Raw genomic sequence first — 14,362 nt, 5'->3', positions numbered from 1 at the left:
CCGGGAGCGGCACCCCGTCCGGCGATCCCGAACGCCGCCGAGATGGAACTGCGCTTCGAGGTGCCCGGACCAGCGCCGGAGGCCTTGCCGCGTGCTGGGGCGGGGGGCTCGTCCGGCTGCGGGCGGCGGCCGCCCGGTGTGCCGGTCTGGTCCTGAGGGTGCGGCACGGGCTCGTCGTCCCGGGTGTGTCGCCCCATCGTCCCTCGTCCTTTCCGCGTCTGCGCATGTCAAGCACGCGCTGCGATGCAATGAAACCGTTATCACCCTAACAGGTGAGTATCGGTGAGAGAATAATCTGACTCACAGTGGCGCGTACTCAGGGTGCTGCGCTGACCAGGCGATGGCAGTGCGCTATCAGCCGAGCACGCACCGGTGCCGCCCGTCGGGCGAAGTCACCTTGGGCCCTGGCGTATTCGGCCCGTCCTTCGGCCGTCTCGATCCGCACCGGCGGGTAGCCCAGCGCGGCCAGGTCGTACGGGCTCGCCCGCATGTCCAGCGTCCGGATCTCGACGGCCAGCTCGAACCCGTCCGCCACGAGCTCCGCGGGCACGAACGGGTCGAGCTTGTACGCCCATTTGAACAGGTCCATGTTCGCGTGCAGGCACCCCGGCTGCTCGAGTGCGACCTGCGTCTCCCTGGCCGGCGTCAGCTCGTTGCGCGGCCGGGCGTCGGCGGTGAAGAACCGGAACGCGTCGAAATGCCCGCAGCGGATGTCCAGGGACTCGACGACCTCGTCGGTGCCCGCGGAGCCGAGCCGGAGCGGCACCTGGTCGTGGCGCACCGAGTCGGCCGGCTCGCGGTAGACCATCGCCCACTCGTGCAGCCCGAAACAGCTCAGCCGCGGCGCGCGGGACGCCGTCGCGGTCAGCAGGCCCAGGACGAACTCGGCCGTCCGCTTCTTGCCCTCGGTGAAGCCCGCCGGGTCGAGGAGCACGCCGTCGGCGGTCTCGACGTACCCCTTGCGGTCCAGGAAGCGCCGCGCCGCGGGCCCGGCGAGCGCGACGCCGGGCCCGGGCTGCCACCGCTGCAGGTGCGACGGCCGGTGCGAGTAGTAGGTGAACAGGAAGTCCAGCACCGGGTGCTTCTCGCCCCGCGAGCGCCGTTCCTGGTGCGGGACCGTCCACCGCCGCATCCGCTCGACGTGCGCCGCCTCCCGGGCCAGCCAGTCCGGTTCGGCGAGCACGTCGACGGCGGTCATGCGCCCACGTGGGTTCCGTCGCGCACCGTGCCCACGTACTCCTCGACGAGGTCCTCGAGCGCGACGACGCCGACGGCGTTGCCCGTGGTGTCGAGCGCCCGCGCCAGGTGGCTGCCCTCCTTGCGCATGGCCGACAGCGCGACGTCGAGCCGGGCGTCGGCGTGCAGCTCGGTGAGCGGGCGCGTCTTCGCGTCGGGCACGACCGTCGCCGGGTCGTGGCCCGCCAGGTCGAGGACGTCCTTGACGTGGATGTAGCCGGTCAGCCTGCCGTCGTCGGTGCACACCGGGAACCGCGAGAAGCCGGTCGACGAGACCGCCCGCTCGACGTCGCCGACGGTCGGCCCGCAGGGCAGGGTCGTCAGCTCCGCGGTCGGCACCAGCACGTCGGCCACCGTCTTCTGCACCGACGACAGCGTCTGGGTCAGCCGCCGGTGCTCGGACTGGTCGATCAGGCCTTCCCGCCGCGACTCGCTGAGCAGCTCGGCCAGCTCGTCGGAGGTGTAGGCCGTCTCGAGCTCGTCCTTCGGCTCGACCTTGAACGCGCGCAACAGCGAGTTGGCGACGAAGTTCAGCAGCCAGATGAACGGGTTGGCGATCTTGACCCACCCGACGTGCACCGGCACCAGCCACAGCGCGAGCCGCTCGGGCTCGGCGATCGCGAGGTTCTTCGGCACCATCTCGCCGATCAGGACGTGCAGCACGGTGATGAACGCCAGCGCGATGGCGAACGAGACCGCGTGCAGCAGCGCCTCGGGCAGGCCCAGCAGGTCGAAGAACGCCGACAGGCGGTGCGCGATCGCGGGCTCGCCGAGGCGGCCGAGCAGCAGCGAGCAGATGGTGATGCCCAGCTGCGCGCCGGCGAGCATCAGCGACACGTGCTTGCTCGCGTTGATCACGATCTTCGCGCGCGTCTTGCCCTGCTCCAGCAGCGCTTCGAGCCTGTCGCGCCGCGAGGAGATCAGGGTGAACTCCGCGCCGACGAAGAAGGCGTTGGTCAGCAGCAGGACCACCACGAGGGCGATGTTCAGCCAGTCGCTCACGAGGCCACCTCGGCTACCGCGGGTTCGGGGATGCTTTCGGGCGTCCTGACCGGGGCCACCTCGACCTCGGCGATCCGGCGCTTGTCCATGGTGGTGACGGTGAGCCGCCAGCCGTCGACCTCCGCGGCGTCCCCCTCGTCGGGGATCTTGCCCAGCCGTTCGAGGATCAGCCCGGCGATGGTCTCGTAGTCGCCGTCGGGCATCCGGAACCCGGTCACGTCGGTGACCTCGTCGGCGCGCAGCTGCCCGGACACCAGCCAGCTGTCGGTGCCGACCTGCTGCGCCGCCGGGCCTTCGTGGTCGTCGTGCTCGTCGCGGACGTCGCCGATGATCTCCTCGACGACGTCCTCGAGGGTCACCAGCCCGGCCGTGCCGCCGTACTCGTCGACGACGATCGCCAGCTGGAAACGGGAGTCGCGCAGCCGGTTGAGCAGGTCGTCGCCGGGCAGGGACTCGGGCACGGTCGGCACCGGCCGCATGACCGAGCCGATCGGCACGGCGGCGCGGTCGGCGGCCGGCACCGCGAAGGCCTGTTTGACGTGCACGGCGCCGCGGACGTCGTCGAGGTCCTCGGCGTGCACCGGGAACCGCGAGAACCCGGTGCGGCGCGAGAGGTCGATGAGGTCCTCGATGGTGTCGTCGATCGCGAGGGACTCGATCTGCACCCGCGGGGTCATGAGCTCCTCCGCGGTGCGCTCGCCGAACCGCAGCGAGCGGTCCAGCAGCTCCGCCGTCGACGTGTCGAGCGTGCCGCTTTCGGCGCTGGAGCGCACGATCGAGCCCAGCTCCTGCGGCGAGCGCGCGGACCGCAGCTCCTCCTGGGGCTCGACGCCGAACTTGCGGACGAGGAAGTTCGCGCTGTTGTTCATGATCGTGATGAGCCAGCGGAACAGCGCGGAGAACCGCGAGTGGTAGCCGGCGACGGCGCGCGCGGTCGGCAGCGGCCGGGCGATCGCCAGGTTCTTCGGCACCATCTCGCCGAGGATCATCGACAGCGAGGTCGCGATGACCAGGGCGAGCACGATCGACGCGCCCCCGGCGAACCCTTCGGAGAGCCCGACGCCGGTGAGCAGCGGCCGGACGAGCTCGCCGATGAGCGGCTCGGCCAGGTACCCGGTGATCAGCGTGGTCAGGGTGATCGCGACCTGGGCGCCGGAGAGCTGGAACGAGAGTGTCCGGTGTGCCTTTTGGACGGTCAGCGCCCGGCGGTCGCCGACCTGGCGGACGTTCGCGTCGACGGTGCTGCGCTCGAGCGCGGTCAGCGAGAACTCGGCCGCGACGGCGAGTCCGGTGCCGACCGTCAGCAGCACGAAGAGGAGGACGCCGAGCACGGCGAAGAGGATCTGGATCATTCCGCACCCGCCCGGTCGGCGGGGGATGAACCTATCGGACAGCCGGGTCGGTCACCCGGCTCGGTACTGTCACCAGGTGACTGCGCTGCGCGCACGAAACGGTCACTCCTAGCAGTGAATCGGCGTGTACTGCGGATATGCGGACAATCTTAACGTGTCCCTGCCGCCGCCCGCCGGGATATCGGTGTGTCGGCGCGCTCACCTCGGCGGGTGATTCACCGCGGCCGCCGCCCGAGCAGGGCGACGAGCCGCGCGACGGGACCTTCGCCGTGGGGGATCGGGACCGGCGGGTCGAAGATGCCGAGCCCCTGCCACTCGTCCACCCACGGCCGGACGACGTCGAGCAGCCCTTCGGCCAGGTCCTCGGTCACCGGGCAGGGGAGCCCCAGCGCCGTCGCGAGGTCCCACGCGTGCACGGCGGCGTCGATCGTCATCTGCCAGCCGTACTCGCGGGCGGGGAGCAGTCCGGCCGAGACGTGCACCGCGCGTTCCAGCACGCCCTCGTCGAGGAAGGCCTCGCGAGCGGCTTCGGCGGCGGTGTCCCAGGCGGCCACCGGGTCGTCGCCGAGGACGTCGCCGTCGTAGCGGTCGCCGACGTCGTCCAAAGTGGCGCCGGCCAGCAGGGCCGGGGCCCAGAGCTGCTCGGCGACGAGGTGGTTCACGAGGGCGCGGACCGTCCACTCGGTGCACGGCGTCCGCTGGTCCCAGTCGGCTTCGCCCGCCGCGTGCACCGCGTCGCCGAAGGCCCGCACCGCCTGGCCGTGCGCTTCGAGGAGATCCACGCGGGCCATTCGACCACGTCGGATCAGGTGGTGCCCGGCCGGTGCCGCCGCACGGTCTCCTCGACGAGGTCGAGCACCGGGCCGAGGCCGGCGGCCGGCAGACCCATGGCCAGGTGCGAGACCAGGCCTTCGAGGACGAGCTCCAGGAACGCGGTGAGGACGTCGACGTCGACGTCGTCGCGCAGGATCCCGGCCTCCCGCTGGCGTAGCAGGCGCAGGCGGGTGGCGGTGGTCAGCTGTTCGGAGCGCTCGGCCCAGCGGCCGCGGAACTCGGGATCGGTGCGCAGCCGCCGGGAGACCTCGAGGCGGGTGCCGAGCCAGTCGGCGGGGTGGTCACCACCGGCGAGGAGGTCCCGCATCACCTGGACCAGGCCCTGTTCGGCGACGACGTCGGCCATCCGGATGGCATCGTCTTCGGCGAGGGCGAGGAAGAGCGACTCCTTGTCGCGGAAGTGGTGGAAGATGGCACCGCGCGACAGGCCGGTGGCTTCCTCCAGGCGCCGGACTGTGGCACCTTCGTAGCCGTAGCGTGCGAAGCACACGCGCGAGCCGTCGAGGATCTGGCGCCGTCGTGCGTCGAGGTGATCCTGGCTTACGCGTGGCATCCTGAAATCCTGGCACCGCGGACCCGGATCTCGCAATCCGTACGTACGTACTGTGACCCGGAGTGCCCGGGAACCGAACCGAAGACCCCATCGTCGGAACGTTGCGGCGATTCGCTGACACGACATGAGACAGTTGGCTAATCTCTGCACCATCACGGTGGGTGAACTGAGGGGAAGGTGCTGGGGCGTGATCATCGGCGAAGCCGGGCAGGCGGCACAGGCGCTGTGGGGCGACGTCTTGAACACCCCGGGCCGGGTCTACGGCGGGGGCAAGGGCGGCCAGTTCAAGATGGACCCCGCGGAGCTGAACGCGGTGATCGGCCAGTGGGAGGACGTGCTCGACAAGATCTCCAAAGACGGGGACAAGATCCGGCACCTGGTCGTCGCGAGCGGAATGGCGCCCGGCAAGGACCCGGCCAGCGGGGGTTATGCCACGACCAGCTCCGACTCGATCCTCGCGTTGCTCAACCAGAACGAGTCCATGCAGAAGTACGCGCAGGACTACATCAAGAAGCTCAAGGACGCCCAGTCGAAGACCGTGGTCACCGACCAGGACATGTCCGACACCTTCAAGGCATAGGCGAGCCGAACTTGTTCCGAAGCAAACTGGGCGTGTTGGCGGTCCTCCTGGCCGTTTCGGCCGGCCTCGCGACCGCGTGCACCACGACGACGGGGGGCACGGCTTCGCCGTCGACGGCGGGATCGTCGGCGACGGACGCGCCGTCGGCCGATCCCGAGGTGCCGAAGGTCTCCGTCCCTTTGGACGCGACCAAGTACCTCGGCGACACCTGCGCGATCGTCCCGCAGGACGTCCTCACCCCGCTTCGTTACACCGACCCGGGTGTGTACCAGGCGAAGGGCGACACAGCCTTCACCGAGGCCGGGCCGTCCTGTGCGTGGACGCGCCGCGGCGAAGGCATCGGCCTCTCCGTGACGCTCGCGACGGGTAACCGTGACCGGGGAGCGGGTGGCCTGGCGGGGCTCTACGCGGGGTACCGCGCCAAGACCTTCATCCGCTTCCTCGAGCGAGCCTCGGACGTCGAGGGCTACCCGGCCATCTACTACGGCATCAAGGATGAACGGCCGACCGGTTCCTGCGGCCTCGGTGTCGGCATCGCCGACGACCTCACGTTCGACGTGTACGCCCAGGGCTACCAGGGTCAGGACGATTCTTGCGGCGCGGCCGGTGAAGTGGCGTCGAGCATCATCAAAACACTCAAGGGGGCATGACGAGTGGACGGCAAGCAGATCTTCGACAACTTCAGACAGGGTGACACTCGCGGGCTGCAGCAGATGGCGGACACGGTCCAGGAGCTGTCCGACGCCTACATGGAGCACGGGGCGAGCATCAAGGCGCTCCAGGAGCGCATGGTGAGCTCCTGGAGCGGCGACGCCGCGGACGCCGCGAACGCGGGCGCGGGTCCGATGGAACAAGCCTTCCGCGAGAGTTCGGTGCCGTTGGACGCGACCACCGCTTCCGTGAAGACTCAGGCTGCCGCGTTCGACGACTCGAGCTACAGCGTCGTCGAGGTGCCGCCGAAGCCGGACAAGCCCAGTGCCTGGAGCATCGGGTTGAAGGCCGCAATCCCGATCGCCGGGCCGTTCATGGCCAAGGACGACATCGACAGCTACCAAGAGGGCATGGCGAAGTACAACGCGGCGAACGACACCAACGTCCGCGTGATGGACCAGTACAGCAACGCCACCGACAGCACCAGGTCGGCGCTCCCCACCGAGTACGGCATCCTCGAGTCCGACGGCTCCACGATCGCCGTGAACCAGGGTGGCGGGCCGCCGCCGATCAAGCCGCCGGTCATCATCAACGAGCACGAGCTGAAGCCGATCCCGCCGGGTGGCGCCGACGACCACACCTCGACCACCAGCGTCGACACCACGCACACCGGTGGTCCCGACAAGCCCGGGTCGACCGACACGACCCGGCCGACCGACACCGGGCGCCCCACGGACACCGGACGGCCGACCGACACCACCCGGCCGACGGACACCACGCGCCCCACCGACACCACCCGGCCGACGAGCACGACCTTGCCGACCACGCCCACCCGGCCCGGTCAGACGAGCACGGACCGGCCCGGCAAGACGCCGCCCGGGACCGGCGGGATCGACTTCTACCCCACCAACAGCGGCGGCGGGGGCCAGAACTACTCGAACACCTTCGGCAACGACCCCAACTCCAGCACCGGCGGACGCGGGCCGACGAGCGGCAACGCCGGCAGCCGGCTGCTCGACTCGAACGGCCGTCCGATCAGCGGAAGCGGCTCCGGCGCCGGCGGTGGTTCCGGTGCGGCGGGGGAGCGCGGGCTCGGCAGTGGCCGCGGCTCCGGCATGGGCAGTCTCGGCAACGCGGCCGCCGCGGAAGCCGCCGCGGCGCGGTCCGCCGGTGGCCGGTCCGGGCAGATGGGACCCATGGGTGCCGGGGGCCGTCGGGGCGAGGGCGACGAAGACGATGAGCACCAGCGGCCGGACTTCCTGATCGAGGCGGACCCGGACGCCATCTTCGGTACCGACCAGCGGACCAGTCCGCCGGTCATCGGCGAGTAGAGCGAGTAAAGGCGGGTGGACGTGGCAATAGGCCGGGTGGATGTTCCGGTCGAGGCGCTGGCCGCATTGGCGGAGCGCGAGCAGGTCGGTCAGCTGCACATCACCCTGCGCCCGGAGGCGCTGTGGCTGTCGGACGAGGAACGGGACGAGGCCGGCAAGCGGATCGACGCCGCGCTGGCCGAAGCCGGGCTGGTCGACGCGCGCGGCCGGGCCAGCGTCGACTTCCTCGACTGGCTGCCGCTGCTGGTGAGCCCGGCGCGGGAGTGCTACGGCTGGGTGGGCGTCGACGGCCGGACCTACGGCGTGCTCGCCGCCGCGAAGGGCCTGCAGGCGGTCCTCGCCGTCTCCGACGGGACGCAGGTCGGCGTCCAGGAGATCGACCGGAACCGGCTCGCCGAGTCGCTCGTCGAGCAGCTGCCGCCGCTGGGCGCGGGCGGCGGGCACCCGCGCGCCGTCCGGGTCGCGGACCTGAGCGAAGCGGCCCGCCGCGGCCAGGACGCCTACCCGCTCGACCCGGCGGTCGCCGACGTCGTCAGCCTCGTGCAGCGGCCGGTCTCGGGCAGCGGGGAGCTCTACGTCGGCCGCCGGGACGACGTCGGGCGCCACACCTGCCTGCAGCAGCCGCTGCACTACGCCGACACGGACTGGGGCCGCTACCTCAGCTACACCTCGGGCACGGGCGACGACGCCGTCATCCACATCGGCCCGGCGGGCCCGCGCGAACTGGCCGACACGCTCATGGAGCTGGCCGGCGCCCTCGTCTGACCGGAAAAGGGGACGCGGAGCCCGGCCTTCAGCAGTAATGTGACAGCGCTGTTGTATTCCGGTGGAAGGACGCGCTGATGGCTGGGCTGTACCCCGAGATCGAACCGTACGAACACGGCATGCTCGACGTCGGCGACGGGCACGAGATCTACTGGGAGACCTGCGGGAACCCGGACGGCAAGCCCGCGCTGGTCGTGCACGGCGGCCCGGGCTCCGGCTGCTCGACGAACCTCCGCCGGTACTTCGACCCGGCCCGGTACCGCGTCGTGCTCGTCGACCAGCGCGGCTGCGGCCGCAGCACCCCGCACGCCGGCGCCCCGGTCGCCGACCTGTCCGCCAACACCACCGACCACCTCGTCGCCGACTTCGAGCTGCTGCGGACCCGGCTCGGCATCGAGAAGTGGCTGCTGTTCGGCGGTTCCTGGGGATGCGTGCTCAGCCTGACCTACGCCCTGCGGCACACCGAGCGGGTCAGCGAAATGGTCCTGATGGGCCTGGCGACCGACCGCTTCATCGAGATCGAGATGCTCATCCGCGGGCTCGGCGCGTACTTCCCGGAGGCCTTCGAGAAGTTCCGCGACGGCCTGCCGGAGAGCGAGCGCGACGGTGACCTCGCCGTCGCCTACCACCGGCTGCTGATGGATCCCGACCCGGCGATCCACCGCAAGGCGGCCGACGACTGGAGTGCCTGGGAAGACGCGATGCTCCCGGGCGTGCCCCCGTACAAGTCCTTCGAGGACCCGGCCTTCCAGCTCTGCTTCGCCCGGCTGGTCACGCACTACTTCGGCAACCGGGCGTTCCTGCCCGACGGCGAGATCCTGCGGAACCTCGGCAAGCTCGCCGGCATCCCGGCCGTGCTGGCCCAGGGGGTGCTCGACACGAACAACATCGTCGGCACGCCATGGCTGCTGCACCACGGCTGGCCGGGCAGTGAACTGGTCATGCTCAACGACATCGGGCATTCGACGCAGAACGCCCCGATGCAGGACGTCCTCGTCGGCGCCACCGACCGGTTCGCCCGCTAGGGGGTCGTGAGTGAGAAACAGTGTTCTAACGCTGTTTCTCACTCACGACCGGTGCTTACGGGATGAGCAGCGCCGGCTCACCTTCGGGCGCGAGCGCCGCCTCGGCGCGCTGGGCCCGGGTGGTCTCGGCCAGCTTCAGGCCGGTGACGCGCAGCGGGAGCCGGTCCATCTTCCAGTCGGCCAGCAGGAGCGCGACCTTGGCCTGCATCTCCGTGCGCAGCCGCAGGAACGAGTCGGCCGGGTCCGCGCCGACCTCGCCCAGCAGCAGCCACCACGCCCACGCCGCCGCGCCCGCGTTGGCGACGAAGTCCGGCACCACCGCGACACCCCGTGCCGAAAGGGCCGCTTCCGCTTCCGGTGTCGTCGCCGCGTTGGCGGCCTCGATGACCACCGACGCCTTGACGAGGTTCTCGTTGTCCGGCCGCAGCGCGTAGGAGATCGCGGCCGGGACGAAGATGTCCACGTCGATGCCGACGACCGTCTCGCGGGGCAGCGAGCGCACGCCCTCGGGCAGCCGGGAGCGGTCGACCTCGCCGAAGCGGTCGCGCAGCTCCAGCAGCGCCGGGACGTCGAGCCCCACCGGGTCGTACAGCGTGCCCGCGGCGTCGGCCACCGCGACCACCTTCATGCCGGCTTCGTGCAGGTACCAGGCCGCGCCGCCGCCCATGGTGCCGATGCCCTGGATCGCCACGGTCGTCTCGCGCACGTCCCAGTCCCACGCCGCCGCGACGCCGAGGCACGCCTGCGCCACGCCGTAGCCGCCGACGACGTCGCCGAGCAGCAGGCCGCCGGGCACCGGGGCGTTGAGGCCCGCCTGGACCCGTCGCAGGGTGCGCGCCGGATCGGCCGAACGGGCGATCGCCGCGTGGTACGACTGCTCGAGCCCGAGCTCGGCGAACACCTCGTCGATCAGGTGCTGGGGCACGCCGAGGTCCTCGGCGGTCACCCAGTGCGCGTCCAGCCACGGTCGCAGGAACGCGCAGAACCGCTTCAGCACGCCGAACGCGCGCGGGTCCTTCGGGTCGAAGTCGATGCCGCCCTTCGCCCCGCCGACCGGCAGGTTGAAGGTCGCGGTCTTGTTGGCCATGCCCCGGGCGAGGTCCTCGACCTCGGTCATCGTGCAGCCCGCTCGCATCCGGGTGCCGCCGGTGGCGACGCCGGAGACCAGGCTGTGCAGGACCAGGTAGCCGTTCGCGCCGGTGATGGGATCGGTCCACGTCAGTCGCATCAGCGGCTCGGCGTTGCGCGGGGTCATCAGGGCCACTCACCTCCAGGGGAAGTCCGGGGCGGTCCGGCGACCGCCTCTCCCGAGCGTGCGCCCCGGGTGGCCCGCGCGTCCATTTAACGAACCTGCACGATCTCGTTTAGGTTTGGTGTATGGAACTCTCGTTGCACCGCTTGCGGATGCTTCGCGAGTTGCACCGCCGGGGCACTGTGACAGCGGCCGCCGCTTCGCTGCACTACACCGCTTCAGCGGTCTCGCAGCAGCTCGCGCAGCTCGAACGCGACGTCGGCTCCAAGCTGTTCGAACGGCTCGGCCGGCGCGTCCAGCTGACCGAGCTGGGCAAGCTGCTGACAGAGCACGCCGAGGAGATCCTCAGTTCGGTCGAGCGCGCGACGCTCGCCCTGGAGGAGGCGCAGGAGGCCCGCACGGTCCGGCTGGTCGCCGGCGTGTGGGCGTCGGTCGCCTCCGGGCTGCTCCCGACGGCGCTGACCGCGCTGGCCGGCGAGCACCCCGGCATCGAGGTGCGCACGCGCGAGCTGGCGCCGGAGGACACCGCCGAGGCCGTCCGGGACGGCACGCTCGACCTGTCGTTCGTCATCGACTACTCCGACACGCCGACGGCGTGGGACGCCGGGCTGGAACGCGCGGTCGTCGCCGTCGAGCGGCTGCACGCGGCGGTGCCGCGGGGCGCGGTTCCGGCGGGGACCGCGTCGCTGGACGAGCTCGCCGAGCACCCGTGGATCCTGGCCAGCCCGAAGTCGCACTTCGGCCGGGCGATGCGCACCGCCTGCCAGCGGCACGGCTTCTCCCCGAAGATCAACCACGAGGTCGAAGAGCAGTCCACGGCGATGGCGATGGTCGGTGCCGGGCTCGGCGTCACCCTGGTCTCGGACCTCGGTCTGCGGCTGCTGCGGCCGCCCGGGATCGACGTCGTCGCGCTCACCACGCCGCTGCTGCGGACGGTGTCGATCGCCTACCGGCGCACCGCGTTCCGGCGGCCCGCGCTGCACCTGGTGATCGAGGCCGTGCGGGCGTCGGCGGCCGAGCTCGGCCTGGGCACCGAGTCCGCTTTGCCCTGATCAGCGACTTCTTACGGAGTGGTGAACCGGTCCCGCTGCGCAAGATCGGGCCTGATTTTGTCGTACCCCGCGTGTAGCGTCCGAAGTCAAGAAGTTCCACCACCCGGAACAAGGACGGACATGACAGAAGCGTCTACGGTGCACGATTTTCCCGAGAAATCGGGCAGTGCGTCGAACCGCACCGCGCGCGTCTTGGCGGACCGCGCGGCCGGGGAGGCGTACGTGGCATCGGTGTGCTTCAAGCACGGCCCACCGCGCCTGATCGGCGTCGAGCTGGAGTTCACCGTGCACCACGCCGACGACCCGGCCAGATCCCTCGATCCCGACGTCCTCGCCACGGCGCTGGGCCCGCACACCCCGCGGACCCTCCGCCCCGACAGTCCCGCTTCGCCGCTCCCGGCAGGTTCACCAGTGAGCCTCGAGCCCGGGTGCCAGGTCGAAATCTCCGCTCTTCCCCAGGCCTCCCTGCGCGACCTCGACGCAGTGGTCACGGCCGACCTCCACCACCTGCGTGACCGCCTCGCCGGGCACGGCCTCGTGCTGGGCGAAACGGGCATCGACGCCCACCGGCCGCCGCGCCGGGTCCTGCACACGCCGCGCTACGCGGCGATGGAACGCCGGTTCGCCCCGATCGGCCCGGGCGGCATCACGATGATGGCCGGCACCGCCGGCCTGCAGGTCTGCGTCGACGCGGGGGAGCCCGAGCACTACGCGGCCCGGTGGGCGGCGGCCCACGCGATGGGCCCGCCACTGCTCGCCCTCTTCGCCAACTCCCGCGTCCACGCCGGCCGCGACACGGGCCACGCCTCCGCGCGCTGGCTCGCGGTGCACGACACGGAGGCGGTCCGCACCCGGACCGCGCGCGTGACGGGCGACGACCCGGCGCGAGAGTGGGCCGAACGCCTGATGGACGTCCCCCTGATGGTGCTGCCGCGCGGCGACCGGCCGTGGGACGCGCCGGAGGGGCTGACGTTCGCCGACTGGATCGACGGCAGGGGCGCGGGTGCCCTGCTGCCGAAACCGACGGTGGCGGACCTCGACTACCACCTCACCACGATGTTCACCCCGGTCCGCCCGCAGGGGTACCTGGAGATCCGGTACCTCGACGCGCAGCCTGCGGACCAGTGGCTGCCACCGGTGGCCCTGGTCGCCGCGCTGCTCGCGCGTCCGTCCACTGTGGACAAGGTGCGCGACCTCTGCGCACCGGTCGCCGACCGCTGGACCACGGCGGCGCGGTGCGGCCTGGCGGACCCGGAGCTGGCGTCCGCCGCGGCGGAGCTGGCCGACCTCGGCTGCGCCGAGCTGGGCGCGACGGGGCTGGCGGAGGAGTCGATCACCGAGATCAGCGAGAGCGTGCAGGGGCGCGCGTACCGATCGAGGAGCGAAGCATGAGCACGGAAGCACTGGGCGAGCTGAGCGCGCAGGACCTGCGCGCCCGGGCCGCCGAAGCACTGACCAGGGCCCGGGCGCGCAGCGTGGCGCTGACCGACGCGGTGGACGACGAGGACCTCGTCCGCCAGCACTCCAAGCTGATGTCGCCGCTGGTCTGGGACCTGGCGCACATCGGCGTCCAGGAGGAGCTCTGGCTGGTCCGCGACGTCGGCGGCCGCGAGCCGCTGCGGCCGGACATCGACGACATCTACGACGCCTTCCAGCACGCCCGCGCCGACCGGCCGGAGCTGCCGCTGCTCGGCCCGGCCGAGACGCGCGCGTACGTCAAGCAGGTCCGCGACAAGGCGTTCGACGTGCTGGAACACGCCCCGATGGAGGGTCGGCGGCTGACCGAGCAGGCGTTCGCGTTCGGCATGATCACCCAGCACGAGCAGCAGCACGACGAGACCATGCTGGCCACCCACCAGCTGCGCCAGGGCGACCCGGTGCTGCACGCGCCCGAGCCGCCGCCGGCCCGGTCGGGCGCGCTGCCCGCCGAGGTGTTCGTCCCAGGTGGAGCGTTCACCATGGGCACCTCGGCCGAGCCGTGGGCCCTGGACAACGAGCGCCCGGCGCACGAGCTCGCCGTCGAGGCGTTCTGGCTGGACACGACCCCGGTGACGTGCGGGGCCTACGCCGAGTTCCTCGACAGCGGCGGCTACGCCGACGAGCGGTGGTGGAGCCCGGCGGGCTGGGCCTACCTGCGCGAGAGCGGCGTCACCGCGCCGCGGTTCTGGAAGCGGGAGCAGGACGGCTGGTGGCGCACCCGGTTCGGGGTGTACGAGCGGATCACCGCCGACGAGCCGGTCGTGCACGTCTCCTACTTCGAGGCCGAGGCGTACGCGGCCTGGGCCGGGCGGCGCCTGCCGACCGAGGCGGAGTGGGAGAAGGCCGCCCGGTTCGACCCGGCGACCGGCCGCTCGCGGCGGTTCCCGTGGGGCGACGACGAGCCGTCGGCCGAGCACGCCAACCTCGGCCAGCGGCACCTGCGCCCGGCGCCGGCGGGGGCGTACCCGGCCGGCGCGTCACCGACCGGGGTGCACCAGCTGATCGGTGACGTCTGGGAGTGGACTTCGACCGATTTCCACGGTTACCCGGGCTTCGCGCCGTTCCCGTACCGGGAGTACTCGGAGGTCTTCTTCGGGCCGGAGTACAAGGTCCTGCGCGGCGGCTCGTTCGGCACCGACTCGGCGGCGATCCGGGGCACGTTCCGCAACTGGGACTACCCGATCCGGCGGCAGATCTTCGCCGGCTTCCGCACCGCCCGCGACGCCGCACCCGGCGAGGTGGGCTAGGCG

General features: G+C 71.6%; 14 protein-coding genes. 8 read left to right on the top strand and 6 right to left on the bottom strand.

Going from position 1 to position 14,362, the window contains the following annotated elements:
- Window positions 1-316: 316 nt before the first annotated feature.
- The 5 genes from ACZ7OU_RS32910 to ACZ7OU_RS32890 form a co-directional block, all read right to left on the bottom strand.
- On the bottom strand, window positions 317-1,198 hold the full coding sequence (locus ACZ7OU_RS32910) for a 3-methyladenine DNA glycosylase (protein ID WP_470258201.1): 882 nt from the start codon (window positions 1,196-1,198) through the stop codon (window positions 317-319).
- Complete coding sequence (locus ACZ7OU_RS32905) at window positions 1,195-2,238, bottom strand: hemolysin family protein (RefSeq protein WP_470258200.1); 1,044 nt, start codon at window positions 2,236-2,238, stop codon at window positions 1,195-1,197. Before ACZ7OU_RS32905 ends, ACZ7OU_RS32910 begins: the two co-directional genes overlap by 4 nt.
- Window positions 2,235-3,590, bottom strand: a complete 1,356-nt coding sequence (locus ACZ7OU_RS32900) for a hemolysin family protein (RefSeq protein ID WP_470244331.1) — start codon at window positions 3,588-3,590, stop codon at window positions 2,235-2,237. The genes ACZ7OU_RS32905 and ACZ7OU_RS32900 overlap by 4 nt, the downstream gene beginning before the upstream one ends.
- Window positions 3,591-3,805: 215 nt before the next feature.
- Complete coding sequence (locus ACZ7OU_RS32895; RefSeq protein ID WP_470258199.1) at window positions 3,806-4,372, bottom strand: TIGR03086 family metal-binding protein; 567 nt, start codon at window positions 4,370-4,372, stop codon at window positions 3,806-3,808.
- Between the two features lie 23 nt (window positions 4,373-4,395).
- Window positions 4,396-4,977: a TetR/AcrR family transcriptional regulator gene (locus tag ACZ7OU_RS32890; protein ID WP_470244329.1), complete on the bottom strand. Its 582-nt coding sequence runs from the start codon at window positions 4,975-4,977 to the stop codon at window positions 4,396-4,398.
- A gap of 187 nt (window positions 4,978-5,164) precedes the next feature.
- Here ACZ7OU_RS32890 and ACZ7OU_RS32885 point away from each other — a divergent pair, with 187 nt between their 5' ends.
- The 5 genes from ACZ7OU_RS32885 to pip all read left to right on the top strand — a co-directional run bounded on the left by ACZ7OU_RS32885 (window position 5,165) and on the right by pip (window position 9,329).
- Complete coding sequence (locus ACZ7OU_RS32885) at window positions 5,165-5,557, top strand: hypothetical protein (RefSeq protein WP_470244328.1); 393 nt, start codon at window positions 5,165-5,167, stop codon at window positions 5,555-5,557.
- A 32-nt stretch (window positions 5,558-5,589) separates the two neighbouring features.
- Window positions 5,590-6,207: a DUF3558 domain-containing protein gene (locus ACZ7OU_RS32880; RefSeq protein ID WP_470258198.1), complete on the top strand. Its 618-nt coding sequence runs from the start codon at window positions 5,590-5,592 to the stop codon at window positions 6,205-6,207.
- Between the two features lie 3 nt (window positions 6,208-6,210).
- Window positions 6,211-7,539, top strand: coding sequence for a hypothetical protein (locus ACZ7OU_RS32875; protein WP_470258197.1), 1,329 nt, complete (start codon window positions 6,211-6,213; stop codon window positions 7,537-7,539).
- A gap of 36 nt (window positions 7,540-7,575) precedes the next feature.
- A complete protein-coding gene (locus ACZ7OU_RS32870; RefSeq protein ID WP_470258196.1) occupies window positions 7,576-8,304 on the top strand; it encodes an ESX secretion-associated protein EspG in 729 nt (242 codons plus the stop codon).
- Between the two features lie 77 nt (window positions 8,305-8,381).
- Window positions 8,382-9,329, top strand: a complete 948-nt coding sequence (gene pip / locus ACZ7OU_RS32865; protein WP_470258195.1) for a prolyl aminopeptidase — start codon at window positions 8,382-8,384, stop codon at window positions 9,327-9,329.
- Window positions 9,330-9,384: 55 nt separating this feature from the next.
- On the opposite strand, the gene ACZ7OU_RS32860 is transcribed toward pip, so the two are convergent.
- Window positions 9,385-10,584, bottom strand: a complete 1,200-nt coding sequence (locus tag ACZ7OU_RS32860; RefSeq protein WP_470258194.1) for a Glu/Leu/Phe/Val dehydrogenase dimerization domain-containing protein — start codon at window positions 10,582-10,584, stop codon at window positions 9,385-9,387.
- A 122-nt stretch (window positions 10,585-10,706) separates the two neighbouring features.
- Here ACZ7OU_RS32860 and ACZ7OU_RS32855 point away from each other — a divergent pair, with 122 nt between their 5' ends.
- The 3 genes from ACZ7OU_RS32855 to egtB all read left to right on the top strand — a co-directional run bounded on the left by ACZ7OU_RS32855 (window position 10,707) and on the right by egtB (window position 14,359).
- On the top strand, window positions 10,707-11,633 hold the full coding sequence (locus ACZ7OU_RS32855; protein ID WP_470258193.1) for a LysR family transcriptional regulator: 927 nt from the start codon (window positions 10,707-10,709) through the stop codon (window positions 11,631-11,633).
- Between the two features lie 120 nt (window positions 11,634-11,753).
- Window positions 11,754-13,025 carry an ergothioneine biosynthesis glutamate--cysteine ligase EgtA gene (gene egtA, locus ACZ7OU_RS32850; RefSeq protein WP_470258192.1) on the top strand — a complete coding sequence of 424 codons (1,272 nt, stop codon included), beginning with the start codon at window positions 11,754-11,756 and terminating at the stop codon, window positions 13,023-13,025.
- The gene (gene egtB / locus ACZ7OU_RS32845; protein ID WP_470258191.1) at window positions 13,022-14,359 is read left to right on the top strand and encodes an ergothioneine biosynthesis protein EgtB; all 1,338 of its coding nucleotides are present in this window, start codon (window positions 13,022-13,024) and stop codon (window positions 14,357-14,359) included. Before egtA ends, egtB begins: the two co-directional genes overlap by 4 nt.
- Window positions 14,360-14,362 lie beyond the last annotated feature (3 nt).

It is taken from the genome of Amycolatopsis sp. NPDC114505 (assembly GCF_055633615.1).
Note: the sequence above shows the minus strand (reverse complement) of the source record. Positions and strands in the feature narration are given on the sequence as shown.

Excerpts from the sequence above, each read along its gene's own strand:
- ACZ7OU_RS32910 (WP_470258201.1), bottom strand. The coding sequence starts at position 1,198 with ATGACCGCCGTCGACGTGCTCGCCGAACCGGACTGGCTGGCCCGGGAG.
- ACZ7OU_RS32900 (WP_470244331.1), bottom strand. The coding sequence starts at position 3,590 with ATGATCCAGATCCTCTTCGCCGTGCTCGGCGTCCTCCTCTTCGTGCTG.
- ACZ7OU_RS32890 (WP_470244329.1), bottom strand. The coding sequence starts at position 4,977 with ATGCCACGCGTAAGCCAGGATCACCTCGACGCACGACGGCGCCAGATC.
- pip (WP_470258195.1), top strand. The coding sequence starts at position 8,382 with ATGGCTGGGCTGTACCCCGAGATCGAACCGTACGAACACGGCATGCTC.
- ACZ7OU_RS32860 (WP_470258194.1), bottom strand. The coding sequence starts at position 10,584 with ATGACCCCGCGCAACGCCGAGCCGCTGATGCGACTGACGTGGACCGAT.
- ACZ7OU_RS32855 (WP_470258193.1), top strand. The coding sequence starts at position 10,707 with ATGGAACTCTCGTTGCACCGCTTGCGGATGCTTCGCGAGTTGCACCGC.
- egtA (WP_470258192.1), top strand. The coding sequence starts at position 11,754 with ATGACAGAAGCGTCTACGGTGCACGATTTTCCCGAGAAATCGGGCAGT.
- egtB (WP_470258191.1), top strand. The coding sequence starts at position 13,022 with ATGAGCACGGAAGCACTGGGCGAGCTGAGCGCGCAGGACCTGCGCGCC.